The organism is Pseudoalteromonas sp. SG41-1 (genome assembly GCF_014164575.1).
Lineage (GTDB): Bacteria > Pseudomonadota > Gammaproteobacteria > Enterobacterales > Alteromonadaceae > Pseudoalteromonas > Pseudoalteromonas rhizosphaerae.
The window spans coordinates 98449-125198 of the sequence record NZ_JACJFL010000003.1; the positions used below are offsets into that span (position 1 = coordinate 98449).

The following is a 26750-nucleotide window of genomic DNA, read 5'->3' on the forward strand; positions in this document are numbered from 1 at the left end:
TGTATTAGTCGCAGCTAGTTGCAGTGAGGTTAGTACAGCGATAAGCTAAACCTTTATTGTAATAAATGAAGGTTCTATGAGCGAAAATAACTATCCAATAGGTACTCAAGGCACGCCTTGGAATGATAAAGATAAACAGTGCTGGTTTAACCTACAAACGATTAAACGTAGTTATCAATCTGAAGTTGTAACTTTAATCAACGAACTGGATAATGATTTCGAGGTTGAGCAATATGGTGCGCTCAGTTTTGATCCTACTCGCTACCCTCTTTTTATTATTAAATCAAAACAGTGGGCATCGAATAAACCGAGCATATTGATCACCGGTGGCGTACATGGCTATGAAACAAGCGGTGTTCATGGCGCATTACATTTTATGAAAACGCTAGGTATGAAATATGCTAAAGAGTTTAACTTACTGGTTGCTCCTTGTATTAGCCCGTGGGGATATGAAACCATTAATCGCTGGAACCCAGCAGCCATAGATCCAAACCGTTCGTTTTATTCACCAAGCCCAGCACCAGAGTCAGCAGCACTAATAAATTATATTAAAGCACAAAATATACCTTTATTAGCGCATATTGATCTGCATGAAACAACTGACACTGACAACAGTGAGTTTCGCCCTGCACTTGCGGCTCGTGATGGCAAGGTTAACACTAATTGGAATATTCCTGATGGTTTTTATCTTGTCGCTGATAGCAATAAACCTGAAGCGCAATTCCAAAAAGCGATTATTGACACTGTTGCTAATGTGACTCAAATTGCCCCCAGTGATGAAAACAATCAACTCATTGGAGTGCCATTAGAACAACATGGTGTGATCAATTATGCAGCACGAGAACTCGGTTTATGCATGGGCTTTACAGATGCACAGTATGTCACGACGACAGAAGTGTACCCAGATAGTCCGACGGCAACAGATGAGCTATGTATTACAGCACAGGTGGCTGCAATTAAAGGTGCATTAGATCACCTGCTTACAAAATAATTATTGCGAGGGTCTATTGGTAATTATATTTAGGCCCTATTCTGACATTTTTAATCTGGTTATATATTATTCACTGATTAATTAATGCAAATTGATAAAAAATTAAAAAATACCTAGACTCCGCGTTTAAATTGTATAAAATTCGCGCTCTTAAATTTTCTCACAAGGAAGCACGTTGAAATTTAGCAATAAACATGGGCAGGTTAGTTTACACCGCGAGCAAAATATAATCATTGCTAATTTTTGCGGGAATCTTAATGCAAGTTTAGTAACCTCATTTAGCAATGGCTTATTTGAGCAGGTTAGTCAGCTTGCCAATAAACCATGGGGATATATCAGTGATTCTCAAAATTTGTTGGCTGCAACTCCTCAGGCAGAGCAACAACTTACAGTGTTGGCCTCTGCCATGGTTCGTAATGGATGTATTGCTAGCGCTTATATTTTTGATTCAGCTATCGTAATCAATCAAATGCAACGCATTATTCAAAATGCAGGCCTTAGCGTGGATGTTCGCCATCGTCTGTTTAAATGTTTAGTGCAAGCTAAAACCTTTGTTCACCAAACAATGAACGATAATGCAGCTCAATTTCACTCTGCATAACTTAGTTACGATAAAACACACTGCTTATTGATGTATTAATACTGCTATCTTCTTCGGCTGTGATCACAAAATCAAGTTCATTGAGCTTACTTGGTAAATCATAGCCATCGGCAACCACAGTGACCGGGATGCGCTTCATTTGACCAGGCTCGACAGCTGTAAGTTGAGGGCTCTGTAACTTAGCCACATCAAGACCGGTAATCGCTACTCGGTAATGCAGTAACTGTTGTGTTTTATTAATTATTGTCAAGGTGTAAGGGTTTTCAACTAAGCCCTCATAATTTACTCGATATAATGCATTACGATCACGCAGTACTGACACTTCGATTGGCGTGCGTTGAACTAACCACGCTAACATACTGACCATTAATAAAACCGTGAGTGCGCCATAACCAACCAGTTTCAACCGGTATGGATTAGTTTGCTCGCCAGCCATCTGTTTTTCGCTTGCGTACTTGATCAAGCCTTTTTGATAGCCAAACTTATCCATTGTGTCGTCACACGCATCGATACATAAACCACAGTTAATACATTCATATTGTAAGCCGTTACGAATATCAATCCCTGCAGGGCACACTTCCACACATAAATTGCAATCTACGCAATCACCTAAATCTAACGCTTTAGGATCGGCCTTACGTTTACGTGGACCACGACTTTCCCCACGCGCACTATCGTAAGTGACAAGTAATGTATCTTTATCAAACATTACAGCCTGAAACCGTGAGTATGGACAAGCAATGGTGCACATTTTTTCTCTTAAGAAACCGGCATTTCCATAAGTACAAAAGGCAAACAAAAATACCCAAAAACTAGTGATGCCCGACCATTGCAGAGTAAACATATCCCCATACAAGCTTTTAGCCGGAATAAAGTAAGCCATAAATGACGTTGCTGTAAACAATGATATGATTAACCAAGCGCTGTGCTTGATTGTTTTTTTCTGCCATTTTGATAACGTCCACGCGGATTTATCTAACTTTATACGTTGATTACGTGTTCCCTCTATACGTTGCTCCACCCATGAAAACATCAGCATCCAAATTGTTTGTGGGCATGTATATCCACACCATACCCGGCCAAGCCAATTGGTAACAAAAAACAACGCAAAAGCGCCTAACATAAATAACAACGCCAAGATCATAAAATCTTGGGGCAGTAAGGTCAGCCCAAAAATAGCAAACTTTTGACTCGCAACATCTAGCAATACCGCTTGCTGGCCTTTGTATGGGATCCAAGGAATAAGAATGAATGTAAGCATGAGTAACCAACCAAGGTTACGGCGAATACGCTGGAAAAATCCTTTTTGCTCACGGATATAAATAGGCCCTTCATGCTTATAGGGCTTGATGATCATATCTTCTTCTTTAATATCAAATTTCATAATAACTACTTACTGTGACGGTTAGGCCTGTAAGTTTGCAAGTTTCAGACCAAACTGAAATTAAATTAAGCAACTGAATATTAATGAATTTTTATTTAATAAATTCGCTAAAATCGCGATATTTAGCGAGTGTCGTGATATTTAACGATTTTTACGGATCATCAACTTGCGCATTTTTGATCGTAACGTACTCTCCGGCATGCCTAATTTAACTGCCGCGCCTTGACTGCCAGAAATTTGCCAATTTGATAGCTCTAATACTGCGATGATATGCTGTCTCTGCGCTTCGTCAAGGCTCAGATCCGTGTTTAGGTTAGCGCTAGCATTGGCATCAAGTGGTTGCGATAACTGCAATACAGACTGCTTTGATAAAATAGCCTCTCGCTCTAGTACATTCTGTAATTCACGAATATTACCCGGCCAATCATACGCTTGTAGCTGTGTTATGGCTTTTTCACTGAGTCCTTTGAGCTGTTTACCAAGACGTTTATTTAATTGCGCAATCAAATTACTACACAAGTATGGGATATCTTCTTTACGCGCTTTCAGTGGTGGAACTGTTATTGGAAATACATTTAGTCGATAATATAAATCTATTCTAAAGCATCCTGACTGCACCATTGCCCATAAGTCACGATTAGTCGCAGCAATTACACGAATATTAACTTTACGTGTTTGGCTACTGCCAACACGTTCAAATTCATGCTCTTGCAATACCCGTAACAACTTACTTTGCGCTTCAAGAGCAAGCTCTCCAATTTCGTCTAAAAAAATGGTGCCATTATTAGCCAACTCAAAACGTCCTTTACGATGCTCCTTAGCCCCCGTAAAAGCCCCCTTTTCATGACCAAATAACTCAGATTCAAGTAAGCTTGGCGTAAATGCGGCGCAATTGACCTTAATAAAGGATTGCCCACTGCGCCCACTTAAGCGATGTAAGTTACGAGCGACTAATTCTTTACCTGTGCCGTTCTCACCTAAAATCAACACAGTGCTATCGGTCGGGCTAACAAGTTTTATTTGCTCAAGCATGGTTTGAAATACGTGGCTTTTGCCTACCAAACCAGACTCTTGCCAATCTTCATTAAGTTCTGCTATCAAATAGCTATTTTGCTCTTTTAATTGCTCACTTAAGTGATTCACTTGCGCTAAAGCATCACGCAGTGCGTGCTCTGTCTGGTGTTGTTTTGATACATCGCGAAATATCGCGACAGCGCCGATCAACTGATTATTTTTATAAACGGGTGTAGATGTATATTCTACCGCAAAACAGCTGCCGTCTTTACGCCAAAATACCTCATCTTTAACATGCCGATGCTTGCCGTCAAACATAGTGCAATAAATCTGGCATTCATCTGCTGGATATGGCCGCCCGTCAGCATGACTATGATGATGGTACTGATGAATTTTTTTACCCAGCAACTCATCTGCATGCCATCCAGTCATGCGTTCAGCAGCGGGGTTTACAAATACCGCATTACCACTTAAATCAAAGCCATATATTCCCTCACCAACAGCGTTGAGTAATAAAGTTGGATCGTCTAAAAACTGTTTTATCATTGCTTACACCGAATTCGCGAAATATCGCGTTCATTATGCCTATAATGGCGAAGATTTGCACCCTAAGTGACTAAATCATACCGCTCATTAAAGCGAAACTATCCGTCGTTTTGCTTCATCATGAACCGCATCTAAAGTAACTGTAAGACTTCAGCACTCATTATTAATCAATTGAAAATAATATTAATAAATACCCAACTATCATCAAGGAAAAGTTAATCAACTTGTAATTTTACTATATTAGCTTTGCAAATATGTATTAACTGCAGTGTCTGCACACTTCTTATTTAATTATTGCATAATCTTTGCTTACAATTTCATCTCTGGTAGTAGTTACATTCTTGGTTGTAACCGATTAAACTCAAAAAAAACAATATTGTAGGGATCACATGTCGTTAATTATTAACAACCTTGAAAAACACTATAAAACGGTTACTGCGGTTAATAAGTTGTCATTTGATGTGCAACCAGGAGAGATTTTTGCTTTACTTGGCCCCAATGGTGCGGGGAAATCATCATTAGTAAAAATGATCGTTGGTTTTTCCTCTCCAGATAGTGGCTCTATTCAACTCAATGATGCAGGACAAGCGTATTCATCTATTCCGGCACATTTACTGGGCTATCTACCAGAAGACCGAGGCCTCTATCCAGAAAAAACAATAAAACAAAATCTACAATTTTTTGCAGCATTACACGGCGTAAAAGATAGCGAATTTACGCAGCGCTGTGACTATTGGTTAGCTAAATTTAATTTAACCGCACGCTTGAATGACCCCTTAAAATCACTTTCTAAAGGGAACCAACAAAAAATCCAATTGATCACTGCAATTTTACATAAGCCCAAATGGGTAATTTTAGATGAGCCATTTTCTGGCTTAGATCCTATTAATCAGGAATTAGTTGTTGAATTTTTAGCGCAATTAAAACAGCAAGGCATGACCGTTATTTTAAGTGCACATCAGATGGCGATGGTAGAAAAACTTGCTGATCGGGTATTGCTATTAAATAAAGGTGAAAGTGTTTTATACGGCAAACTCAGTAATATACTTCAAAGCGCGCAAAATAATAGTATTCAAGTCGTATTCAACGATCCAATTAATCAAACTTACTTTGAGCAACTATGTGAACATTATTGTGTAGAGCAAATAAAAGCACAGCAACTAACTATCACCCTAAAGCAACACCAATCACTTAACCAGTTACTTCCTCAGTTAATCAGCATCGGGGAAATATGTGAACTCAAAAATAAAGCTCAGTCACTGCATGCAATTTATTTACACGCAGTAGCTGAGCATAACGCTAAACTGGATCAAGGAACGACGCTATGAATAAATCATCGCTTACACAGCAACAGCTCTGGATTGTTGCAAAATGGGAGTTCTTGCATTTTTTTAAATTAAAACAAGAAATTATTTCGAAGTTGATCATGCTCGCTATTGGTGGAGTTATTTATTTTTTTGCCACTGCAAACAGTCAACTTGAACAAGGTTATCATTTAGCAAGCAACCTCGAGTTTAGCGTCAAAACAGAGCCTACATCGACACAATTTAAGTTTACCAAACATGATGATTTAACTGCCATCATTGCAAATTTAGCTGAGGATACTGGCTATGATGGCGTACTTAAGTTTGACCAAGCGACTCACTCATATACGTTAATAACGGCTGTAAAATCAGCATGGCAAACAACATTGCAATCGCTCCTTAGAGCGCAATTGCAACAAGCTCAATTTGATAGTTTAGGCTTAAGCGAGCAACAACGACTAGGATTGACGAAAAATATTTCAATTGAACATAGGGTACTTGACGAGCTTTTGAAAAATCAAGCTGATCGTAGTCAAACATACACAGCATTTGGGGTACTGATATTATTATTTGTTGCGATGTTTGGGATCTTTGGCCAAGTCTTTGTCAGTATTACCGGTGAAAAGCAAAACCGCGTAACGGAGCAATTGCTAGCCACCATGACACCACAAACATGGATAGATGGTAAGCTACTTGGGCAAATATTACTTGCAGTAAAAACCATGATTGGCACCTTGCTATCGATTATTTTATCGATGCTATTTTTTACCGTTATCATTAAACAACAAGCCCTCAATTTAGACTTTATTAATTGGTCATTACTGCCTTGGTTGTTAGCCTATGCGATTGTAGGTCTTGGCATCTGCGCTGCATTTATGGCTGCGATCGCAGCGGGTATTGATGATCCTAATCACAGTAGTAAAAGTGCCTTAATGATGCTGCCATTGGCACCTATTGTGATTGCATTTTTTGTTATCGATGCACCAAACAGTGTTTTAACAATCGTGCTTAGTTACTTGCCGATCACGGCATTTGCGGTTATGCCGGTGCGCATGTCATTAGTTGAAATACCAATTTGGCAAGCACTCTTATCCCTGCTTCTCAGTATTGGCTGTTTTTATTACTTACGTATATTTGCCGCTCGTATTTTTAAAATGGGTATGAATATGTACGCAAAAGAACCGAGTTTAAAGGCTATGTGGTTGAGTATCTTTAAATAACAAAACATATAGGCAGATAGCGTTGCGTTATCTGCTATTTAATGATTGTGAGTTTTGCTATTTATAAAATCAGTGAGAGCAAATAGCACACCTGATATCACAAAAGTAACATGAATTATTACTTTCCACATCAATTCATCACTTGAGTGACTAGTAGAGCTTATAAACACCTTTAACAGTTCGACTGCAGAAATGGCAACAATTGCGCTGATCAATTTCATTTTAAGACCAGAAAAACCTACTTTACCCATCCATGCAGGGCGATCTTCATGATTACCAATATTTAATTTAGAAACAAAATTTTCATAGCCACTAAAAATAATTATTAATAATAATCCTGCCAGTAATGCGGTATCAACCAAGGTCAAAATACCCACCAGTAGTTGCTCATTAGTAGCGCTAAATGTATTTATCGCCATTTGATACAGGTATTTAAAAAACTTCAAAAGTAACAGTACAATTGCAACGAGTAAGCCTATAAAAAAGGGAGCTAGTAGCCAGCGGGCTCGAAAAATAAAGCTTTCAACAAACTGTTCTAGTTTAGATGCAACACGAGGTGTGGTGTCAGGTAGTTGGCTTTGAGACATAATTACTCCTAAATTGATAGCTGGCGTAAGATAGCATTGATTAACATAAGTTTCTCATTATTTTACCGTCTCTTATTACATTATATTTGTCTTTACGATAAAAATATTTCGTTATCTTTTATTGTCATTTCGTTTAAGAATCACTTACCAACAGCATGTTGCTTGATTGGATCACTGTTGTTTTTGAATATAAAACAGCAGTCACTACATTTTTTAGGAATACACGAATGAAAAAAGCATTGCTAGCGCTTATCGTAGCGCCATTATTTGCAGTTTATGCAACTTTTGCTGTTGCTGACGATGCTGTTGAAGCTTCCGCCGAAACAATTAAAGAATACACTGAGATGTGTTTAAACTGGGCCAAAGACGACGACATCAGCAATGAAGAGCTTAAACCATACGTACTAAAGTGCGTAAATGATGAACTTGAATCAGAAGGCTATAAAAAAGTCACTGACGTAAAAATCTAACGTCAAAAATGCCTCTAAAGGCATAATTTTTGATATAAAAAAACCGGAATTGACACAAGGGTGTGCATTCCGGTTTTTTTGTTTTCAGAGCTTAGTATTCTACTCAGCGTCCTTTTTTGTTTTTGCAGCGGCTTTTTTAGGTGCGGCTTTCTTGACTGTTGCCTTTTTAGCGGCTGGTTTTTTCTTAGGTGCGGCTTTCTTCTTTGCCTCTTCAACCCACTTTCCTGCATTGAAATGTGCAGTCCAGCCTGTTGCTTTACCGTCAACCTCAGTCATTACATATTGTTCTTTATTCTTACGGCTATAACGAACAATTGCTAAGTTACCATCAGGATCTTTTACTGGTGCATCAGCTAGATAATAAAACTTAGGTGAAATACGATCTCTAAAACGCTGTAACTCTTCCACCTTAGGGGCACGAGTTTCACGTGATTTAGGGAAGGTATTCGCTGCTAAGAAAATACCTGCAGCGCCGTCACGTAGCACAAAGTATGCATCCGATTTTTCACACTCTAATTCTGGTAACTGAACAGGGTCTTCTTTTGGTGGCGCTGCTTCGCCGTTACGCAGTAATTTACGGGTGTTTTTACACTCATCATTACTACAGCCAAAGTATTTACCAAAGCGCCCTGATTTAAGCTGCATATCTGATGAGCATTTATCACATTCAATGATAGGGCCATCATAGCCTTTAATTTTAAACGTGCCCTGCTCAACGACATAGCCCTTACAAGCAGGGTTATTACCACAAACATGTAATTTACGAGTTTCATCTATCAGGTATGAATCCATTGCCGTTTCACAAATTGGGCAACGCTTCATTTGCATCAATGTTTCGGTTTCGACATCTTCAACGTCAGCGGCAACCGCTTCATCACCTGACACTAAGTTCATAGTGGTAGTACAACGTTCTTTTGGCGGTAAATTATAACCTGTACAGCCTAAGAAAACGCCAGTAGAGGCTGTTCGAATACCCATTTTTCTGCCGCATGTTGGACAGTCAATATCAGTTTCGACCATTTCATTTTTACGCATCCCACCTTCATCTTCTTCACCACTGGCTAAAGTCAGTTGTGTAGAAAAATCAGCGTAAAACTTGTCAAGTACCTGTGTCCAGACACGCTCACCTTCAGCGATGTCATCTAACCGGCCTTCCATTTTTGCAGTAAAGTCAAAGTTCATCAGATCAGTAAAGTTCTCAACTAAACGATCGGTGACAATTTCACCCATTTTTTCTGCAAAGAAACGACGGCTTTCAACACGGACATATCCACGATCTTGTATCGTTGAAATAATCGATGCATAGGTAGATGGACGACCAATACCACGCTTTTCAAGTTCTTTTACTAAACTCGCTTCACTAAAGCGTGCTGGCGGCTTAGTAAAATGCTGTTTTGGATCAAGTTCAACAAGGCTTAATATCTCGCCTTCTTTAATAGCTGGTAGTGATTGATCTTCTTCGTTCTTTTTTCGAACTGCTGGTTGTACTTTAGTCCAACCATCAAAACGTAACACCCGTCCTTTGGCTCTTAATTGGAAATCGGCGGCAGTAACAGTTAATGTTGTTAAGTCATATTCAGCAGGGACCATTTGACACGCAACAAATTGACGCCAAATTAACTCATAAAGCTTTTTAGCATCCGGGTCTACGCCTTCTAGGTGACCAGATAACACAGTAACACTTGAAGGACGGATCGCCTCATGCGCCTCTTGTGCATTGCCTTTTGAACTATAACTAATAGCTTCTTTTGGTAAATACTTATCACCAAACTGCTGCGAAACATACTCGCGACACATTGCAACTGCATCTTTCGACAAGTTGGTTGAGTCAGTTCGCATATAGGTGATATAACCTGCTTCATACAAACGTTGCGCTAACATCATGGTCTTTTTAACGCCATAGCCTAAACGCGTACTCGCAGCTTGTTGCATTGTTGAAGTAATTAGTGGCGCACTAGGACGACTTTTACTTGGCTTTTCCTCAACACTAACAACTTTATATTCAGCTTGCTCTAAAGATGCAGTAGCTGCCATAGCTTGCGCTTCATTGACTGGCTTAAAGGCTTTATCACCTTGCTTGAACACCTCTAAACGAAGTGCCGACTCTGTATTTTTCACATCGGCATGAATATCCCAGAACTCTTCAGGAATAAACGCTTTAATTTCACGCTCGCGCTCAACTAACAAACGTACTGCGACAGACTGTACTCGTCCAGCGGATAAACCACGGGCAACTTTTTGCCACAATAATGGCGATACCATAAAGCCTACAACACGATCTAAAAAGCGACGAGTCTGCTGGGCATAGACCATGTCGGTATTTAGCTCACCAGGGGCCTCAAAGGCGGCCTGAATGGCATTTTTAGTTATCTCATTGAATACGACACGCTTATACTTTTCTGGCTCTCCACCGATAATTTCTTGCAGGTGCCAAGCAATCGCTTCTCCTTCCCTATCCAAATCCGTTGCGAGATAGATTTGGTCGGCGTTTTCAGCGAGCTTTTGTAATTCTTGAACAACTTTTTCTTTACCTGGTAATACTTCGTAATGTGGCTCCCAGCCTTTATCTGGATCAATCCCCATTCGAGCTACTAAATTTGTATAATCACGCTGTTTTTTGTACGCGGCCTTTTCTTCTGGTGCCATTTTACGTACTTCTGCAGGTGTTTTTACAGCAGCCGTTTTGGTTTTGCCTGAACCGGAGGTAGGAAGATCTCGTACATGCCCAATAGAGGACTTGACGATAAAATCGTTTCCTAAATATTTATTAATTGTTTTAGCCTTAGCAGGAGACTCTACAATTACTAGCGATTTGCCCATAGTTGCCTATTTCTAACCAAGTATTTTAAATGTGTTTTGCCCATTTACGGGCGCGAATATTTATAGGTATATCTACAAACACCAATTGTTACAAGCTTTTAATACAAACTTTTCTGCTTTTAATGAATAATTAAACAATTATTGTCGTTAATTTAGACAAAACGGTGTTTTAAGGTATTTGCAGTGGAATATATAGAATAGCAACAAAAATGCCAACCTTATGGTTGGCATTTATTTTATTTAAATGTTTGAAACTAGCTAACCATCATCACTAATTTGTAATTGTGCAGTGGTATTGTTCTCTTTAGGCGAAGTAAATGAAAGCTTTAAAAATCCAATAGATTTTTTATTCGGCTCCGCTTCACGACTTATAGAAAGGCCAATTAATGCAGCATTTGTTGCTGAAGAATTGCCAATCACAAATCCGTCTGTACCACTGTAATCTCCGTTTTCTGTACTTATCTCAACATTTGTTTCCGCAGCTAACGGGTTATTGTAAATATCAGAGTAATAAAAATTAAAAGATAACGAAGCTAACTGAACACCCGAATCATAGCTTGCAATATTGAGCTCTGTGATATCACACATTTGATCGTTAACACTCTCCTCAAGACCAAGAATCACCTCAGATGTAGTCCCAACATCATATTGATTAGTGATGTTTTCACAGCTATCAATACTATTGGCTACTCCCAGAGCATTTATTGAAAGATTTCCAGTGGGATTACCAGCGTCATCTAACTCAATTTCAGCTAACGCCGCAGCAAACTTATTACGTAATGATTCTTTGTCAATTACAAAACGGTAATAAACTGTACTGCCGGACATAATAACTTCAAATGAACGGCGTACATCAATAAGCTCTTTATTACACATGTTAGCAGCCTGTGCTGCTTCGGTGCATAATAACCCATTATATTTGCCATCTAGTAATGTATGCATACCGTTAGAGTCTATATCACCTATTGGCTCCTCAAAATGGGCTCCGTTCGTTGCAAACTCACTACATGGATCAGTATCTGAGCCATCTGTACAGCTTTGTGCATCTTTAGTTAATGAAGCTGTCACTGGGTCATAAATTGCCGATAAACCGTCGTAAGTTCCGCTCTCATTATGATCAACGAACGCTTCATTTAAGTCATAGCCTGAATAGTATTCATTGCTATCGAATAGGCCATTACCATTAATATCAATAAAAGACTCTTGCCCTTTAGCTGTAACTAAAACTGTAGCACGTGCCCCAAGCGGTACACCTAATTCATTCGTGTTAGCATTCAAAATCCCATCAATACAAGGCGCAGGGTTATTCTTATATAAATCGCAGTTACGTGTTTCTTCAACCAATCCTGCAAAATTTGCATTTGCATTTAACTGAGTAAGTGTGACGGCATTACTTTGTACAAATGTAGGATTAGTAACGCCAACTATATCCTCCAAATATTTTGCTTTAACACGTAGCAGCTTTTTAGGGTTGTAATCAGATAATTTATTTCCCCATTTATTTTCAGTAAATGGTCTAGGGTTCTGGCTTCGCCATTGCACTGTACATGCACCATCAACAGAGAGACACTCTAGTTGTGGATTGCCCTCTTCACCATCTAAAGTACCAATAGCGCCCCCCTCTGTTGTTAAATACACTGAGGTACCATCTGGAACCGGGTTATTAAAATGGTCTGCAATGAGCACTGTTATATCAAACGTTTCATTATCGTATTGCAAAGTCTCTGTAGCATAGTTAGTAATCGAAGCGGTAAAACTATTATTATCAGGAAGCCCTGTACTAATAGAGAGTAAATCAGACACGGTGATAATTTGCTGATCCAATGACACCAACGACAAGTTACCTGTTGGACAGCTTACTCCTTGGTCACGGTCTGCCTCTGCTTTTTGGCATTGCGTATATACATCTTGCCAGCAAGTTACATTATCATTTTGATCGGCTGGTATTTGCTCATCAGGAATAAAACATGCTTGCACTCGCACTGCCATCGGCACAAAACCTGAATTCACTTGAACTCGGGCCAAGCCAGCAGCATCAGTGTCAACACTATGATGCGATAAACTGATCCCACCATTAGTAGAAGTAAGACGGAAATCTAAGCGTTTACTCGTAACATCTTGGCCAATTTTGTCGATTAATTTAAATGTTAGTTCACTATTTTCTTTACGACCAACACCACCAGTACCCTTTAACGCAATTACATTTTGAGTCGCTGAAATAAATTCAATCGACGCCACATCAGCTTCAGAAACAGGAATATTAACTGACGCTATTTCGGGCGTGCCCCCTGTTAATACTGTTGCAATAACAGTATCACCTTGTGCACTTTTACAGCCATTTGTTCTATATGTTGACGTAGCAATACCACCAATACTGATCGCTTTTTCATCAACAATTGATTTACCACTCTCAACACAACTTGATGTAAACTGAACATCAAAAGGCGTTACGATTAAATCATCATTAGTATCTCTAATTTCAACAGTTATAACGGTTGTTGCACCTGCAGCTAGTGGCTGATATTGACCCTCAATTGGATTACCTAAGCTATCTAATAAATTAGGCAAGCCATTATCTATTGATACTTTTAATTCTGCCGTACTAATTGAAAATGCTTTATTTAAGTTTGTATCTTTTGCTGTAGCAGTTAGAGTACCGGCTCCACTACTTGCTCCTGGTTGTAGTTTTAATAGCGCAAATCCAAAGTTATCAGTTAAGGCTTTTCCTGAATCAGGAAGTAATTGACCTAAATCTGTAGATAACTCAGCAATAATCCCTGAAATACCATCACCACTACTGGTGTCTACAACCTTAATGAGTACGTCAATAAGTGAATCGGATGAAAATGTATTGGTCACTGTACAACCACTAGAAGGGTCTAGCGGATTTAATGCGACAGTATTGCGATTTGTATCCCAATTAGCATTACACCCTTGGAGAAGTTTAATATCTAATTCTGCTTGAGCACTTTCAACCGGAGCATCGTCACCATTTGAAACAAAGCCAGCTGTTTTTGTTATTATCTCGTTACTTTCAGATTCATAGCTTGCAACAACTTGACCAGCTCCTTTGAAGTTGCCACTGCTTAGTGTTACTACGGCTACACCATTCTGATCAGTTAATGCAGTACCTAACTCTGGGGTGATTTTACCCGTGAATTTAGATGTAAAACTAATTAATTGAGAAGCAAGTGGCACACCATCATCTCTTAATGTAGCAGAAACAACACCTTTATTATCTTTACTAACCGGATTTAGCTCTGTAAATACTGCTCCATTTTGATCTAAGATATTTAGCTCTAGAGTTATAGTACCCGAGACCCCTGTATCACTACCCTGGCCACCCGTAGTCTGAAAATCAAAAGTTCCAGAATAAGACTCCCCACCGACATTATAAGTGGCAGTCACTTTACCTGCTCCCGCATCTTTACCTGCAGTAAGTTCGATTGTCGCAATACCATCATTTTGAGTTAATGCTGAGCCTGTTGTGGGCTGTAATAGGCCAATCCCATCTGTCAGCGTGAACAAAATACGCTTGCCAGCGACTATTTCGCCATTTTGCTTTAAAGTTGCTCTTAAGTCTAAAGGCGCTTGACTTGTTACACTATTTGAAATTGCTCCGGTATCTTGGCTATAGCCTTGAAGAGTAACTGTATAAGTGTCTTGGGCTGTACTGTCTTGATCACCTGTCGACGTAAAAGTAAAAGGCTCTGTGGTGTTAAACGTTTCACCATTAATTGTGACCGACGCATTAACGGTACCGGCTCCAGCTGTATTACCCACGGAAAGGTATATTTTAGCGCTACCATCAGTTCCAGTCTTGACAGTGCCTGATTCAGGATCAAGCACACCATATCCGCCATCAGTAGTAAAAGTGACAATTACATTAGGTGCTGCTACACCATCTTTCAATAACTTAGCCACGAGCACTAAACGTTGTTCAGAAGAAACGTCGTTAGCAGCTTCACCAGTGGTTTCTGACAAACCATTAATACTTAGTGTATATGAAGGAGAATCAGTGCCCCCTCCATCAAGGCCTCCACCGTCCTTTTCAAGTGTTCCACCGCCACCACACGCAGTGATAAAAAAACTTAACAGTATGACACTGAGCCATCGCATTAAAGGCATTGCCCTCTCCCTAGCTTTGTTATTAATTATTTAAATAATACATTTACTCAATATTAACCTATAACACGCTTGGAAATCACAACTTTTATTTGTTTTTTGTTGTTTTTTTGATCCATATTTTTTTTTCATATTTATCGATTTTTTCTGTATAAAAATCTGCATGCTGGTAGGCTATGGCAAATTTATAAAAAATAGATTGTTACTATGTCAAAAATCCGTTCAATGAGTTTAACCACCCGTATCATGATAGGTATGTTTCTGGGGGTTGCTGTAGGCTTCATATTCCAATCAATATTAGCTGGCGAAGACGATTATCTAATCCCACTTGGATTATTCTCTTTGCCAATTAAAGGCTTTTTTGTTGATGGTTTATTTCATATTGGTGGACAAATTTTTATCGCCAGTTTGAAAATGTTAGTTGTACCACTGGTATTTGTTTCACTTGTTTGTGGTACATGTAGCTTAAGTGATCCGAAAAAATTAGGCCGTTTAGGCGGTAAATCAATCGCTCTTTATCTTATTACTACCGCAATTGCAATTACGGTTGCGATTACCTTGGCATTATTAGTTAATCCAGGGGAAGGGATTAACTTACCTTCTGAAGCGACGTATAGCGCAAAAGAAGCACCAACCCTTGCACAAGTAATCATTGGCATGTTCCCAACCAATCCAATTGATGCCATGGCCAGTGGAAACATGTTACAAGTTATTGTATTTGCATTACTATTTGGTATTGCCATGGCTCTTGGCGGCAGTGCTGGTAAACGAGTAGCGGTTGTTTTTGAAGATTTGAACACCGTGATATTAAAGTTAGTTACCTTATTAATGAATGTGGCTCCTTATGGGGTGTTCTGCTTAATGGCGAAGCTATTCACCACTATCGAGTTGAACTTGATAGTCAGCTTAGCTAAATATTTTGGTGTTGTGGTGGCTGCACTATTTTTCCATGCCTTCATTAATTACACTTTGCTACTGAAGTTTTTAACTGGATTAAACCCAATTATCTTTTTGAAAAAAATGAAACATGCTTGTTTATTTGCATTTAGTACTTCAAGCTCAAGTGCAACAATGCCTATTACACTTGAAACAGCCACTAAAAAATTAGGGGCAAAAAACTCAGTTGCGTCATTTACAATTCCACTCGGTGCCACTATTAACATGGACGGCACAGCAATCATGCAAGGTGTGGCTACGGTATTTATTGCACAAGTCTTCAGTGTTGATCTAACAATTTCAGATTACTTAATGGTAATTTTAACCGCCACTTTAGCGTCTGTAGGCACCGCAGGTGTTCCTGGCGTAGGCTTGATCATGCTTGCCATGGTCCTGAATCAAGTTGGTTTACCTGTTGAGGGCATTGCCATCATTATTGGCGTTGATAGGTTACTTGATATGACTCGTACGGCGGTCAATGTCACAGGCGATTGTATGGTGACATGTGTGGTTGCTAAATCTGAAGGTGAACTAGATGAGGCAGTATTTAACGACCCAAATGCAGCCAAAGACTTAGAGGATTATCACAAATCAACTGACTAAAGTTGTGCGTGTAAAAATGAAAAAAACCCGCAAATTTGCGGGTTTTTTATCATTTAATAGCTTTAACCTTTATGGGTTTAGCCCTTTAAAACGAGACAATAATGATATACCGGTTTTGTTAACTGTGTTACTCAACCCGATAGCAAGCTTGTCGCTTAAGCTCTTTTTAACTTTGTATTTAATTTTATATATTTGTCGCTCATCTTGATACTTAAGTAATGTGTCATCACTGGTTTCTATGGTATCGACTAGACCTTTTTCAAGCGCCTGAGTCGCAAACCAGTGCTCACCAGTTGCCACTAAGTTAATATCTAAACTTGGCCGTTGACTGCTGACAAACTGTTTGAATAAGTCATGGGTTTGCTCTATTTCTTCTTTAAACTTTTCCCTAGCTTTATCTGTATTTTCACCAAATAAAGTTAGGGTACGTTTAAACTCACCCGCAGTGATTTGTTCAAAATCAACATCGTTTTTCTTCAGAATTTTATTAAAATTTGGAATTTGTGCTATCACACCAATAGAGCCAACGATAGCAAACGGTGCGGCAACAATTTCATCAGCGACACAGGCCATCATGTAACCACCACTGGCAGCAACTTTATCAATCGCAACCGTAAGGTGAATACCTCTATTTTTAATGCGTTGTAGCTGGGAAGCAGCAAGTCCATAGCCATGAACTACCCCGCCACCACTTTCTAACCTAACCAACACTTTGTCTTGCTTAGGATCGGCAATTGCAACAATTGCGGTAATTTCTTCACGTAAGCTATCGACTTCATGAGCATCCATACTACCATTAAAATCAAGTACATATAATCGTGGTTTCGACTGTTCATCAGTGCTTTTTTTAGCATCATTTTTTTGGGCTTTATGGTGCGCTTTTAATGCTTTTTTAGATAAGGTGCTTGCAATAAAATCATTTTTCAAATCATCTAACTGCTCAGAAATATCATCAATCTCAATCTCACCTTTTTTACTTTTAGGCTTTATCGCTGCAGCGACACTAATTAATATTACCGCAGCGGCGGCAATCACAAATGTCGCCGTTTTAGCTAGAAACAGCCCGTACTCATATAGAAATTCCAATCGTATTCTCCAAACAAAAATTTGACCTAATTTACCATTCAAACAAAAAAAAGCCACTTTTCAGTGGCTTTTCATTTATTTTAATACTCTAAAAAGTTAATCAGTGACAATCTCGGTATTTTGAATAGATAACGCACGACCTCGAGTTACTAAGTAAGTTGCAATCTGTAATTGCATTTCACTTGTCGCGGCAGCGCTTCCTTCAGCCGTCGCGCCTGCGGCTGCATTCGGTGCAGGTGTAAGTACTGAGCTGTGATGCCCTTTGGTAAATTTAACTAAATAACTCATACCATCGTCAGTAGGCGCTTGCGACTGGGTTACTGTCGTTAAACCCATTAAGTTAGCAAGTGGCAGTGAGCCTGCAATTGGATTGTTTGCAGTCATTGGTGGAATCACTTGGTCTGGTTTATTTCCATTAACTTCTCCATCTCCAACTACCACATTCATATAAACAGGTGTGCCAAGCGCTTTTATAGCAGATGCATAGTTTGTAGGATCCCCGCTATCAAGTGCCGTCTGTGCTGCAAATGAGAACTGACTCATTACACCTTGAATGTTAGCTAGCTTAGTCATTTCACCAGCTGCATTTAACGAAGTGTAATATTCTCCATACCCACATGAAATACTCTCGCTCGTAGAAACTGCTTCACCACAATTTGATACAGCAGAGCTCTCTCTATAAGCTTGGAACTCAGCAGATTCAGATGTCCCAGCTGATAGCAATACTGAGCCTTGAACAAATGGGCCAAAACTCGCCGATTCTAGTAAGAAGCTGGCTATCCCACCACCACCGCTAGCAAGTGCGACGCTATTGACTTTGAACAGACCATCAACTTGGCTATCTAAAGGTGTATTTGCTTGAGTAACAAAAGCGGGAGCAACTACTGAGCCTAATGAATGTCCAATAAACACTACATCAGAAGTGTTAAGTGATGTATCGTTTGTAAAGTTTAGACCAAGACGTAAAGCAAGTAAATCAGCTGCAGACTGTCTTAAATTGTCACGTGCTACTAGTAATGATTGCAAATTCATATACGCCAGGACAGAGCCTGTTGATGCATTAAAATCATCATTACCATCGTCATCCACGTCAATACCACGTTCACCATGCACTGGATGGTCTATTGAGGCCGTTGCAAAGCCTTGAATCGCTAAACTAGCCGTTAATGCCAGCATATCTTCTTTTTTAGAAGTAATACCATGTTGCATTATCACCACCGGCCAACCACCAGCTGGCATTTCAAGTGCCGACATACCAAGACTTTGTGTTCTGATAAAATTTATTACAGGCAAAATAGGTTTTGTTATCTGAACAGTTACTTCTTGCTGGCTTTGCACTTTTGGGATCGGATTGTATTTTGTTAAGTGGCGAGTAATATCAATTTTCGGGTAATCATGTAATCTCCCCTCACTTAAACCTTGGCAAAGCGGCTCATATGGACCAACATCAAACATTGTAGGATCAATTTCATCTTCTTTTCCTGCTTCGCGCAGCGCTTGATCAGCTGCTTGCTGGTTAAGTACGGCAACAGGGCTTGAACACATGCCTTGCCAATATGTGTCAGCCAAATTTGAAATTTCTTTTCCTTCAGGCTGAGATAAATACATAGGTAGTGTCACACTACCTTTTTGATATTGAACACCTGCAAATGCTGGCGAAAGTCCAGTAACACCTTGTGAAGCAAAGACTTGCTCAACCGTTAGCAGTGGTTGCTCTGGGATTTGAACCATTGGTGTTGGCAAGGCTGGGTTTTGCAGGCTTGCTGCTAGTAACTTTTTAATAGTACCAAGTACCGGACCAACAGACTGAATCGTCATCGCCCCACTAAAAATAATATCATCTTTACTAATAGTGCCACCTGACGTGACCACATTTTCATAACTGTTTACCACGCCTTGAAGCGCTAATTGGCTCTCGGTGATCAGTGGGGTCTCTTCACTAACCAAACCATAAGTTGATGAAGGCTCGATGGAACGCCCTAATGAGTCTTTAAGCTCAGTCGTCAGCACATTAATATACGAGCTGCCAGCTTTAAACGGTTTTAATGGAATAATAGCAACCGCATTGCCACTTGCTTTAGTGATGAAATCAACGCCAAAGGTTAATTCACCTAATAGTTTACATCCGGCTCCAGCGGGTACCGCTGCGCAATCTGCATCTGTTAAACTAGCGCCCATAACAACTTCAAAAATACGCACAGATCCCGGCGCACCAGCCGAACTTTCATCAAGGCTAACATTCGCAGGAAAGGTAAGATCTATTTTATAAGGAACTTGGCTAGACCAGCCATCAAGTGCACCTAGTGCCAGGGACGGGTTAGCATAGGCGCTTCTTGGCACTGATACACCATTAGCACTCAACTCACCGGGGATATTAATAGTGCCATCTTTTGTACCACTCATTAATAAATCATTTGGTACTGAAATAACCCCATTTGCGGGATCAAACTTAACTGTAGCTGATGGAATAACTGGTGGTGTATCATTTTTAACATCTTCTAACGTTTCACCGCCGCCACAACCAGCTAGAGCAGCTGTAATTGCAAGTGAGAGTAGCATTTTTTTCATATTGTTTGCTCCGCACGTAATCTTTTTTTTATGTGTGTTGATAAATAAGTGTAGCTAATTTTGTTACTAATTCTTTTAGGTTTTCGCGTAATATTTAGTTAAAATAATGTAATTAGGTTATTAATAAGACATTAGACCAGTTAAAGTTAACGTAAAGTTTCAAATTTCGCCACCTTATTTTGCAATAAATTCGATAACTTGGTGTTTTGCTATGTTAAAATCAATCAAATTGATTTTTTGGACCTTTATTATGCAAACCTATAAAGCGGCTGATAATGCCCTACAAGACAAAGTGATCTTAGTAACTGGTGCAGGTGACGGCATTGGCCGAGTGGCTGCAATAACTTATGCCAAACATGGCGCAACGGTTATATTATTGGGTAAAACCACCAGCAAACTGGAAGCCGTGTACGATGAAATCATTGCCGTTGGCGGGCCAAAGCCTGCGATTGTACCGATGGATTTAAAAGGTGCAAGTAAACAAAACTTTCGTGATTTAGGCGCTACCATTGAACAGCAATTTGGTAAACTAGATGGCTTGCTCAATAATGCAGGAATAATTGGCTCACTGGGTCCACTTGAGCATTTTTGTTCATCAACGTTTGATAACATCATGAAAGTGAATGTTACCGCTCAAGCGATGATTACAAAATATATGTTTCCAGTTTTACGTAAATCTCCAAGTGCTTCAATTATTTTCACCTCTTCTGGGGTTGGTCGCCAAGGTCGTGAGTTTTGGGGCGCGTATGCCATTTCAAAATTTGCAGTTGAAGGAATGATGCAAACATGGGCATGTGAAGTTGGTAAAACGAATATCCGGATAAATTGTATTAATCCCGGCGCCACCCACACAGCTATGCGTGCCAGTGTCTATCCAGGCGAAGATCGCGATAAACTAGCCTGCCCTGAAGACTTAATGCCAACTTATTTATACTTAATGAGTGATGATTCAAAAGACGTCAATGGTCAATCATTAGACGCGCAAACAAAGAAATAATACCAGTCGTGTTAAGTACTGAGCATTTATAGCGACAGATAAATACAGTGATAACAAAGCAGGAATTTTGACATGTAGTTGTTCTACATAAAAAATCCCTAACGCAGTTAGCACTTTATTTAGCCCGCTAGAATGGTTAAATATTTAAGTCGATTGGTATAAACCAAGTACTAAACATAAAAAAGCCGCTAATTAGCGGCTTTTTTAATGCAAGGCAGATATTAACGGCGTTTAGTTTGTTTAACGCGATTATTATGTTTTTTGACTGCTTTACGAATTTGATTAATTTTAGCGCGCTTATCTTTGCGTTTTTCAGGCATAACAGATAATTTTGTTTGCGTTTCACGGCCAAGCTTAACTGTTTTACGTAAGTAATTTACAGTCTCTAAATCTAGCTCAGCCCAACCACCTTGTGGTAGACGTTTATCGAGCTCTAATTTACCATAACGAATACGAATAAGGCGAGAAACCTCAACGTCTTGAGACTGCCATAAACGACGAACTTCACGGTTACGCCCTTCAGTCAGCGTTACATTATACCAGCGGTTAATACCTTCGCCGCCCAGTGGTTTAATAGTAAGAAATTTTGCCATACCATCTTCAAGCTCAACCCCTTTGGTTAAATTTTTGATAGTTTCTGCTGTTACTTCACCAAATACACGTGCTGAATATTCACGCTCTACTTCGTAACTTGGGTGCATTAAACGGTTAGCAAGCTCACCATCATTGGTGAACAACATTAAACCTGCTGTATTTATATCTAAACGACCAACAGCAATCCAACGTTCACCATCAACGCGCGGCAGGCGGTCAAATACCGTTCTACGTCCTTCAGGATCTTTACGTGTACATAACTCACCTTCAGGTTTGTTATACATAACAACGCGACAGATACGTTCAGCTTTTTCTTCAATTTTTACCGTATGGCCATCAACACGGATCTGGTCGGTTTCTTCAACACGATCACCCAGCTTTGCTACTTTACCATTAACACTGACACGATTTGCATCAATGTATTTTTCCATCTCACGTCGCGAACCTACGCCCGCTCTTGCTAAGACTTTTTGTAACTTTTCACCTTGTATACTCATTCGGATAGTTCTCTCACAGAAGGATCACTCAATAACTGGTCAATTTTACTTTGCTGCTGTTTTGGCAGTGGCGGTAAGTTATCTAAACCTGTTAACGAAAAATAATCTAGAAATTGTTTGGTTGTGGCATATAAAGCGGGCCTACCTGGCACCTCTTTATGACCAACAGCATGTATCCACTCACGCTCGAGCAGACTTTTAATAATAGTTGAGCCTACGGTCACTCCACGTACTTGCTCTATCTCGCCCCGAGTTATCGGCTGACGATAAGCAATAAGCGAAAGAGTTTCTAATAGTGCACGGGAATATTTAGGCGCCCGTTCTTGCCAAAGGTTATTTAACCAAGGGGCTAAGCTGGCACACGCCTGAAATCTAAATCCACTACCGACTTCAACTAAGCGAATACCACGGGTTTGATAATGAATTTGGATCTGTTCAATCGCGAGGTTAATACGTGTCATAGACACACTTAACTCAGTTAATACGGTGTCTTTTAAATGCCGTTTACTGACTGGTTTTCCCGCAACAAAAATCGCCGCTTCAATGATCTCAACAAGCTGCTCATCACTGATTCGTTTCGTAGCCATTTTCGTAGCAGATTTTGTCACCATAGGCACCAAGATGTTGCGGTATATTCAGCGCGCTATTATGCCAGATCAATACAAAGGTTGGAAAAGTTATTCTATAAAAATGTAAAATAGCAGCGATTAAAGCGCTGCTATTGTAGATAAACTAGCTAGTGCGTTACATTTTTAATCAAATTGTCGCACCTTGATATCGTTTCACAAACTCAGTAACCACTTCACCATTACAAATCAATGAGTTTAAGTTTGCTATTTTTTCTTTCACTGGAGCCAAACCTTGCTTCAAGGCAGTAATACATAGCTGTGTTTCTGCCTGTGAGTTTTTAGCAAACACTTCAATTACTTTTTCTTGGCGAACTTTATCATCCACTTTTTTTGCAATATCACGAATATCATCACCATTACACAAAATACTTTTTGAATAACGTGATAAATACACCCCGTGCTGGGCTGCAACTTTGCGTGCTGCAGTAAATCCTTCGTTAGCACTGATTGAGCATAATTTAGATTCAATTTTATGATCAGCATTATAATAATGTGCTGCACTGGCAGTCTCAGAGAAAGCAGTCGCTGCGACGAATAATGCTAATAATTGTAGTTTCATGATTTACCTTTAAGTGGAGTTATATTGTGAGCAATTTTTGCGCATTATATAGACCAAAGTTTACAAATCAACCGAATTATCTATTTAATTTTTTATTTAAAAAAGCGTTAACAATGTTTAATCAAAATTCATACTTTGTTCAACAATTGAGCGGCTTATTATTATAAATAAGCGCATGTACCATACGCTAATTGATGGTAGAATTTGCCATAATCTGCAAAAGATAACTCTAATTAAAGGTCAAGCCATGAAAGTAATTTCATTTAACATTAACGGGCTGAGAGCTCGTCTGCACCAATTACAAGCAATCATAGATAAACATCAGCCTGATATACTCGGCTTACAAGAAATAAAAGTACATGATGAAGCTTTCCCACTCGAAGATGTTCAAAATATGGGTTACCACGTTTATTTTCATGGTCAAAAAGCACATTATGGCGTAGCTATGTTATGCAAAACTGAACCTAAGTCTGTGGTTAAAGGATTCGCAACAGATACTGATGAATCACAAAAGCGCATGATCAGCGTCACTGTTAGCCAAGAAAATGGCCGTGATCTAACCGTAATGAATGGCTATTTTCCACAAGGCGATAACATTACTCATGAAACAAAATTTCCGTATAAGCGACAGTTCTACCGTGATCTAATGACTCACTTACAAAGCCACCACAGTAACGACGAGGATGTCATTGTCATGGGCGACATCAATATTTCTCCTACTGATCTTGATATTGGCATTGGTGAGGTTAATCGCAAGCGTTGGTTAAAAACTGGCAAATGTTCATTCCAGCCTGAAGAACGTCAATGGCTTGCAACCTTGCTAGATTGGGGCTTTACAGACACCTTCCGTGAACTTCACCCAGACACAAGCGAACAGTACTCTTGGTTTGATTATCGCTCTCGAGGCTTTGATGATAATCGTGGTCTACGCATTGACGTTATCCTAGCGACTCCAACTTTGGCTACTCGTTGTATTGAAGCGGGAATTGACTATGAATTACGTGGTATTGAAAAGCCATCAGATCATGCGCCAATATGGTCAACCTTTAGTTAACGCTAATGGATAAGCTAACGACAATCCCGATAATAAGCATTGAACTTCAGGCAATTGCTTGGCTTGTTATCGGCTGTATTTTTTGGTCGAGTGTCAATAAGTCACACTACCAACATTTAATAACCACGCCAGCCCGTCAAACAGGCCTATTTGTCTGTGCGTTAGCATTTGCCTTATTGTGGCGAATTAAAGCCGGCATATTACCCGGTCTTGAACTGCATATTTTAGGTGTAACTGCCATAACGCTTATTTTAGGCTGGCGCTTTGCATTATTGAGCGCCACCCTAGCAAGTCTGCTATTAACGGCTTTCAATCAAATAAGCATTGCGCAATTACCTATCCACTTATTGTTAACCGCTTACTTACCCATTTTAGTCAGTTATGGGGTATTTATACTGTGTTATAACCTATTACCACGGCATTTTTTCATTTACATTTTTGTATGTACTTTTATTTGCGCCGCTTTCATCGCCTGCTTTAAGATTATCACCATTAGCTTATTTTATTATTTAACCGGCAATTACAATTGGTTTGAATTAAGTGAAAACTATCTCTATTTATGTGTCATTATTTGCTTTCCTGAAGCGATGTTAAACGGCATGGCCATTACCCTATTGATCACCTATCGCCCACATTGGGTAAAAACATTTTATGATAAGGATTACCTAGACTCATGAGTCTCGATTACCAATGCCCGCTCTGCCAACAATCGCTTGAGTTACATGCCAAAGTGCTAAAATGTATTAACAACCATAGCTTTGATACTGCAAAAGAAGGCTATGTGAATTTATTACCTGTGCAACAAAAGAACTCTAAGCAACCTGGCGATAATCTTGACATGGTACAAGCAAGGCGTGCTTTTTTAACCACTGGGCACTACCAGTTTTTACAACATGCAGTTGCACAGCGAGTTGCTCTGCAAGCACCACAACAGGTAATTGATTTAGGGTGCGGGGAAGGTTTTTATACTCATGCGATTGCCAATGCATGTACTGCACACGTTTATGGCGTCGATATATCAAAATCAGCAGTTAAATATGCTGCAAAGCGATACAGTAATTGTAATTTTAGCGTTGCATCAATCAGCCAAGCTCCATTTAATGATGGCTCAGCAGATGTATTAGTGAGTATTTTTGCCCCATTATTTGATGCTGAATTGGCTCGATTAGCAAAACCAGACGCTACATTGGTAGTTGCAAGCCCTGGCCCTTGGCATTTAAAAGAACTCAAGCACTATATTTACCGAGACGTCAATGCGCATACACCGATTGCTGCGCCTGTAGGGTTTGAGCTTATAGAGCAAACATTATTAGAACAACAGATAAGCTTGCCATTTAAAGATGTGAAGAGCTTGATCACTATGACTCCCTTTGCTTGGAAGTTTCGTCCTGAACATTGGCAACAACTAGAACAACAAGGTGAGCAAGTCGTCACCCTGTCATTTTATGTTAGTCAATTTAAACGTGTTACAGATTCTCTCGGGTAAACGCGCGGTCCATTTTATCAAACATATCATTGAGTAAATGGGCCAACTCTGCATAACGTGGTTTATCTTTAGGGACATGCCCTTGGTAGCCATTGGCTACCATTTTCGTATGAAGCTCTTTATACCAATGCTCCATCGCAGGCTCAAGTACAGTATCTGCACGCTTGCCTAACCACAGCAATCCCTGTAGCGGTAGAGATAAAAAAAACAACGCGATAGCGACTGCTTGAGGTAAAAAACTGCTGCCTAAATAATTAATTTGCATAAATAAAGTGAGCATTGCCAAAATCGGCATTACTGTAATTGCCAGCTCGGTGGCTTTGATCACTCTAAACTCCGTGAACAGAGGCGCTAATTCTTTACGCATAGGCCATTTTTTTGCATATTCACGACCAGTTTGGACTTGTGACATCACACTTTTTTGCATCATGACTCCTAGGTGTCGCTGGAATATTTATTAATGTTACCGCAATGAGTGTATCATATTCACGGTAACATTCCTGTGTAAAATCCCTTCCACCTTTTTCATCCAAAACGTGTTTTTGATCATGGTTTAAACTTACCTTAAAACAATTAATGAGTTAAAATAAGCGCACGTTAAGTCAACTAGACTTTAGTATAGTCATTACAGATATCCATAGCAATTTATCGACCAATGACTCTTTTACTTTAATCACTA

Annotated in this window: 21 protein-coding genes; 10 read left to right on the forward strand and 11 right to left on the reverse strand. The window is 39.6% G+C overall.

Going from position 1 to position 26750, the window contains the following annotated elements; translation table 11 throughout:
• The first annotated feature begins 76 nt into the window (after positions 1-76).
• Both H5203_RS03570 and H5203_RS03575 read left to right on the forward strand, forming a co-directional pair.
• Positions 77-991: a M14 family metallocarboxypeptidase gene (locus H5203_RS03570; RefSeq protein WP_182819385.1), complete on the forward strand. Its 915-nt coding sequence runs from the start codon at positions 77-79 to the stop codon at positions 989-991.
• Between the two features lie 175 nt (positions 992-1166).
• On the forward strand, positions 1167-1592 hold the full coding sequence (locus H5203_RS03575) for a hypothetical protein (RefSeq protein ID WP_182739246.1): 426 nt from the start codon (positions 1167-1169) through the stop codon (positions 1590-1592).
• Between the two features lies 1 nt (position 1593).
• Here H5203_RS03575 and ccoG read toward each other — a convergent pair whose 3' ends face one another.
• Together ccoG and H5203_RS03585 are read right to left on the reverse strand one after the other, a co-directional pair.
• Complete coding sequence (gene ccoG, locus H5203_RS03580) at positions 1594-2976, reverse strand: cytochrome c oxidase accessory protein CcoG (protein WP_182739245.1); 1383 nt, start codon at positions 2974-2976, stop codon at positions 1594-1596.
• Between the two features lie 141 nt (positions 2977-3117).
• Positions 3118-4536, reverse strand: a complete 1419-nt coding sequence (locus H5203_RS03585) for a sigma-54-dependent Fis family transcriptional regulator (RefSeq protein WP_149981042.1) — start codon at positions 4534-4536, stop codon at positions 3118-3120.
• A gap of 389 nt (positions 4537-4925) precedes the next feature.
• On the opposite strand from H5203_RS03585, the gene H5203_RS03590 reads away from it, so the two are divergent.
• Both H5203_RS03590 and H5203_RS03595 read left to right on the forward strand, forming a co-directional pair.
• A complete protein-coding gene (locus H5203_RS03590) occupies positions 4926-5864 on the forward strand; it encodes an ABC transporter ATP-binding protein (RefSeq protein ID WP_182819386.1) in 939 nt (312 codons plus the stop codon).
• Positions 5861-7060, forward strand: a complete 1200-nt coding sequence (locus tag H5203_RS03595; RefSeq protein WP_182819387.1) for an ABC transporter permease — start codon at positions 5861-5863, stop codon at positions 7058-7060. Before H5203_RS03590 ends, H5203_RS03595 begins: the two co-directional genes overlap by 4 nt.
• Positions 7061-7098: 38 nt before the next feature.
• Here the strand turns inward: H5203_RS03595 and H5203_RS03600 are convergent, their stop codons facing one another.
• Positions 7099-7647 (reverse strand): TIGR00645 family protein, encoded by a 549-nt coding sequence (locus H5203_RS03600; RefSeq protein WP_145233766.1) that lies wholly within the window; start codon positions 7645-7647, stop codon positions 7099-7101.
• Between the two features lie 227 nt (positions 7648-7874).
• On the opposite strand from H5203_RS03600, the gene H5203_RS03605 reads away from it, so the two are divergent.
• Positions 7875-8117, forward strand: a complete 243-nt coding sequence (locus H5203_RS03605) for a hypothetical protein (RefSeq protein ID WP_149981038.1) — start codon at positions 7875-7877, stop codon at positions 8115-8117.
• A 99-nt stretch (positions 8118-8216) separates the two neighbouring features.
• On the opposite strand, the gene topA is transcribed toward H5203_RS03605, so the two are convergent.
• On the reverse strand, positions 8217-10937 hold the full coding sequence (gene topA / locus H5203_RS03610) for a type I DNA topoisomerase (RefSeq protein ID WP_145233762.1): 2721 nt from the start codon (positions 10935-10937) through the stop codon (positions 8217-8219).
• Positions 10938-11195: 258 nt separating this feature from the next.
• Positions 11196-15065, reverse strand: a complete 3870-nt coding sequence (locus H5203_RS03615) for a hypothetical protein (protein WP_182819388.1) — start codon at positions 15063-15065, stop codon at positions 11196-11198.
• A gap of 204 nt (positions 15066-15269) precedes the next feature.
• Here H5203_RS03615 and H5203_RS03620 point away from each other — a divergent pair, with 204 nt between their 5' ends.
• A complete protein-coding gene (locus H5203_RS03620; protein WP_182819389.1) occupies positions 15270-16601 on the forward strand; it encodes a dicarboxylate/amino acid:cation symporter in 1332 nt (443 codons plus the stop codon).
• Between the two features lie 69 nt (positions 16602-16670).
• Here the strand turns inward: H5203_RS03620 and sohB are convergent, their stop codons facing one another.
• Together sohB and H5203_RS03630 are read right to left on the reverse strand one after the other, a co-directional pair.
• A complete protein-coding gene (sohB, locus tag H5203_RS03625; protein ID WP_182819390.1) occupies positions 16671-17687 on the reverse strand; it encodes a protease SohB in 1017 nt (338 codons plus the stop codon).
• Positions 17688-17783: 96 nt separating this feature from the next.
• The gene (locus H5203_RS03630) at positions 17784-20255 is read right to left on the reverse strand and encodes a VolA/Pla-1 family phospholipase (protein ID WP_182819391.1); all 2472 of its coding nucleotides are present in this window, start codon (positions 20253-20255) and stop codon (positions 17784-17786) included.
• 250 nt (positions 20256-20505) lie between these two features.
• Here H5203_RS03630 and H5203_RS03635 point away from each other — a divergent pair, with 250 nt between their 5' ends.
• A complete protein-coding gene (locus H5203_RS03635) occupies positions 20506-21252 on the forward strand; it encodes a YciK family oxidoreductase (protein WP_182734863.1) in 747 nt (248 codons plus the stop codon).
• 221 nt (positions 21253-21473) lie between these two features.
• Here the strand turns inward: H5203_RS03635 and rluB are convergent, their stop codons facing one another.
• The 3 genes from rluB to H5203_RS03650 all read right to left on the reverse strand — a co-directional run bounded on the left by rluB (position 21474) and on the right by H5203_RS03650 (position 23531).
• Positions 21474-22343 (reverse strand): 23S rRNA pseudouridine(2605) synthase RluB, encoded by an 870-nt coding sequence (gene rluB, locus H5203_RS03640; RefSeq protein ID WP_145233749.1) that lies wholly within the window; start codon positions 22341-22343, stop codon positions 21474-21476.
• Positions 22340-22930: an SMC-Scp complex subunit ScpB gene (gene scpB, locus H5203_RS03645; protein WP_182819392.1), complete on the reverse strand. Its 591-nt coding sequence runs from the start codon at positions 22928-22930 to the stop codon at positions 22340-22342. The genes rluB and scpB overlap by 4 nt, the downstream gene beginning before the upstream one ends.
• 169 nt (positions 22931-23099) lie before the next feature.
• Positions 23100-23531, reverse strand: coding sequence for an exonuclease III (locus H5203_RS03650; RefSeq protein WP_145233745.1), 432 nt, complete (start codon positions 23529-23531; stop codon positions 23100-23102).
• A 247-nt stretch (positions 23532-23778) separates the two neighbouring features.
• Between H5203_RS03650 and xthA the strand changes: the two genes are divergently transcribed.
• The 3 genes from xthA to rlmA are packed head-to-tail and all read left to right on the forward strand — an operon-like array spanning position 23779 to position 26071.
• Positions 23779-24585, forward strand: coding sequence for an exodeoxyribonuclease III (xthA, locus tag H5203_RS03655; protein WP_182819393.1), 807 nt, complete (start codon positions 23779-23781; stop codon positions 24583-24585).
• 29 nt (positions 24586-24614) lie between these two features.
• Positions 24615-25262 (forward strand): energy-coupling factor ABC transporter permease, encoded by a 648-nt coding sequence (locus tag H5203_RS03660; RefSeq protein ID WP_182757730.1) that lies wholly within the window; start codon positions 24615-24617, stop codon positions 25260-25262.
• Positions 25259-26071 carry a 23S rRNA (guanine(745)-N(1))-methyltransferase gene (rlmA, locus tag H5203_RS03665; protein ID WP_182819394.1) on the forward strand — a complete coding sequence of 271 codons (813 nt, stop codon included), beginning with the start codon at positions 25259-25261 and terminating at the stop codon, positions 26069-26071. The genes H5203_RS03660 and rlmA overlap by 4 nt, the downstream gene beginning before the upstream one ends.
• On the opposite strand, the gene yfbV is transcribed toward rlmA, so the two are convergent.
• Entirely contained in the window at positions 26052-26498 is a 447-nt protein-coding gene (gene yfbV, locus H5203_RS03670; protein ID WP_145234096.1) for a terminus macrodomain insulation protein YfbV, read from the reverse strand. The genes rlmA and yfbV overlap by 20 nt on opposite strands.
• Between the last annotated feature and the right edge of the window lie 252 nt (positions 26499-26750).

What these genes read in the sequence shown, in the direction of transcription:
- ccoG (WP_182739245.1), bottom strand. Translation starts at nt 2,976, where the DNA reads ATGAAATTTGATATTAAAGAAGAAGATATGATCATCAAGCCCTATAAG.
- H5203_RS03635 (WP_182734863.1), top strand. Translation starts at nt 20,506, where the DNA reads ATGCAAACCTATAAAGCGGCTGATAATGCCCTACAAGACAAAGTGATC.
- H5203_RS03620 (WP_182819389.1), top strand. Translation starts at nt 15,270, where the DNA reads ATGTCAAAAATCCGTTCAATGAGTTTAACCACCCGTATCATGATAGGT.
- H5203_RS03600 (WP_145233766.1), bottom strand. Translation starts at nt 7,647, where the DNA reads ATGTCTCAAAGCCAACTACCTGACACCACACCTCGTGTTGCATCTAAA.
- H5203_RS03630 (WP_182819391.1), bottom strand. Translation starts at nt 20,255, where the DNA reads ATGAAAAAAATGCTACTCTCACTTGCAATTACAGCTGCTCTAGCTGGT.
- rluB (WP_145233749.1), bottom strand. Translation starts at nt 22,343, where the DNA reads ATGAGTATACAAGGTGAAAAGTTACAAAAAGTCTTAGCAAGAGCGGGC.
- H5203_RS03570 (WP_182819385.1), top strand. Translation starts at nt 77, where the DNA reads ATGAGCGAAAATAACTATCCAATAGGTACTCAAGGCACGCCTTGGAAT.
- H5203_RS03590 (WP_182819386.1), top strand. Translation starts at nt 4,926, where the DNA reads ATGTCGTTAATTATTAACAACCTTGAAAAACACTATAAAACGGTTACT.
- H5203_RS03585 (WP_149981042.1), bottom strand. Translation starts at nt 4,536, where the DNA reads ATGATAAAACAGTTTTTAGACGATCCAACTTTATTACTCAACGCTGTT.
- topA (WP_145233762.1), bottom strand. Translation starts at nt 10,937, where the DNA reads ATGGGCAAATCGCTAGTAATTGTAGAGTCTCCTGCTAAGGCTAAAACA.
- scpB (WP_182819392.1), bottom strand. Translation starts at nt 22,930, where the DNA reads ATGGCTACGAAACGAATCAGTGATGAGCAGCTTGTTGAGATCATTGAA.
- xthA (WP_182819393.1), top strand. Translation starts at nt 23,779, where the DNA reads ATGAAAGTAATTTCATTTAACATTAACGGGCTGAGAGCTCGTCTGCAC.
- H5203_RS03615 (WP_182819388.1), bottom strand. Translation starts at nt 15,065, where the DNA reads ATGCCTTTAATGCGATGGCTCAGTGTCATACTGTTAAGTTTTTTTATC.
- H5203_RS03595 (WP_182819387.1), top strand. Translation starts at nt 5,861, where the DNA reads ATGAATAAATCATCGCTTACACAGCAACAGCTCTGGATTGTTGCAAAA.
- H5203_RS03605 (WP_149981038.1), top strand. Translation starts at nt 7,875, where the DNA reads ATGAAAAAAGCATTGCTAGCGCTTATCGTAGCGCCATTATTTGCAGTT.
- rlmA (WP_182819394.1), top strand. Translation starts at nt 25,259, where the DNA reads ATGAGTCTCGATTACCAATGCCCGCTCTGCCAACAATCGCTTGAGTTA.
- H5203_RS03650 (WP_145233745.1), bottom strand. Translation starts at nt 23,531, where the DNA reads ATGAAACTACAATTATTAGCATTATTCGTCGCAGCGACTGCTTTCTCT.
- yfbV (WP_145234096.1), bottom strand. Translation starts at nt 26,498, where the DNA reads ATGCAAAAAAGTGTGATGTCACAAGTCCAAACTGGTCGTGAATATGCA.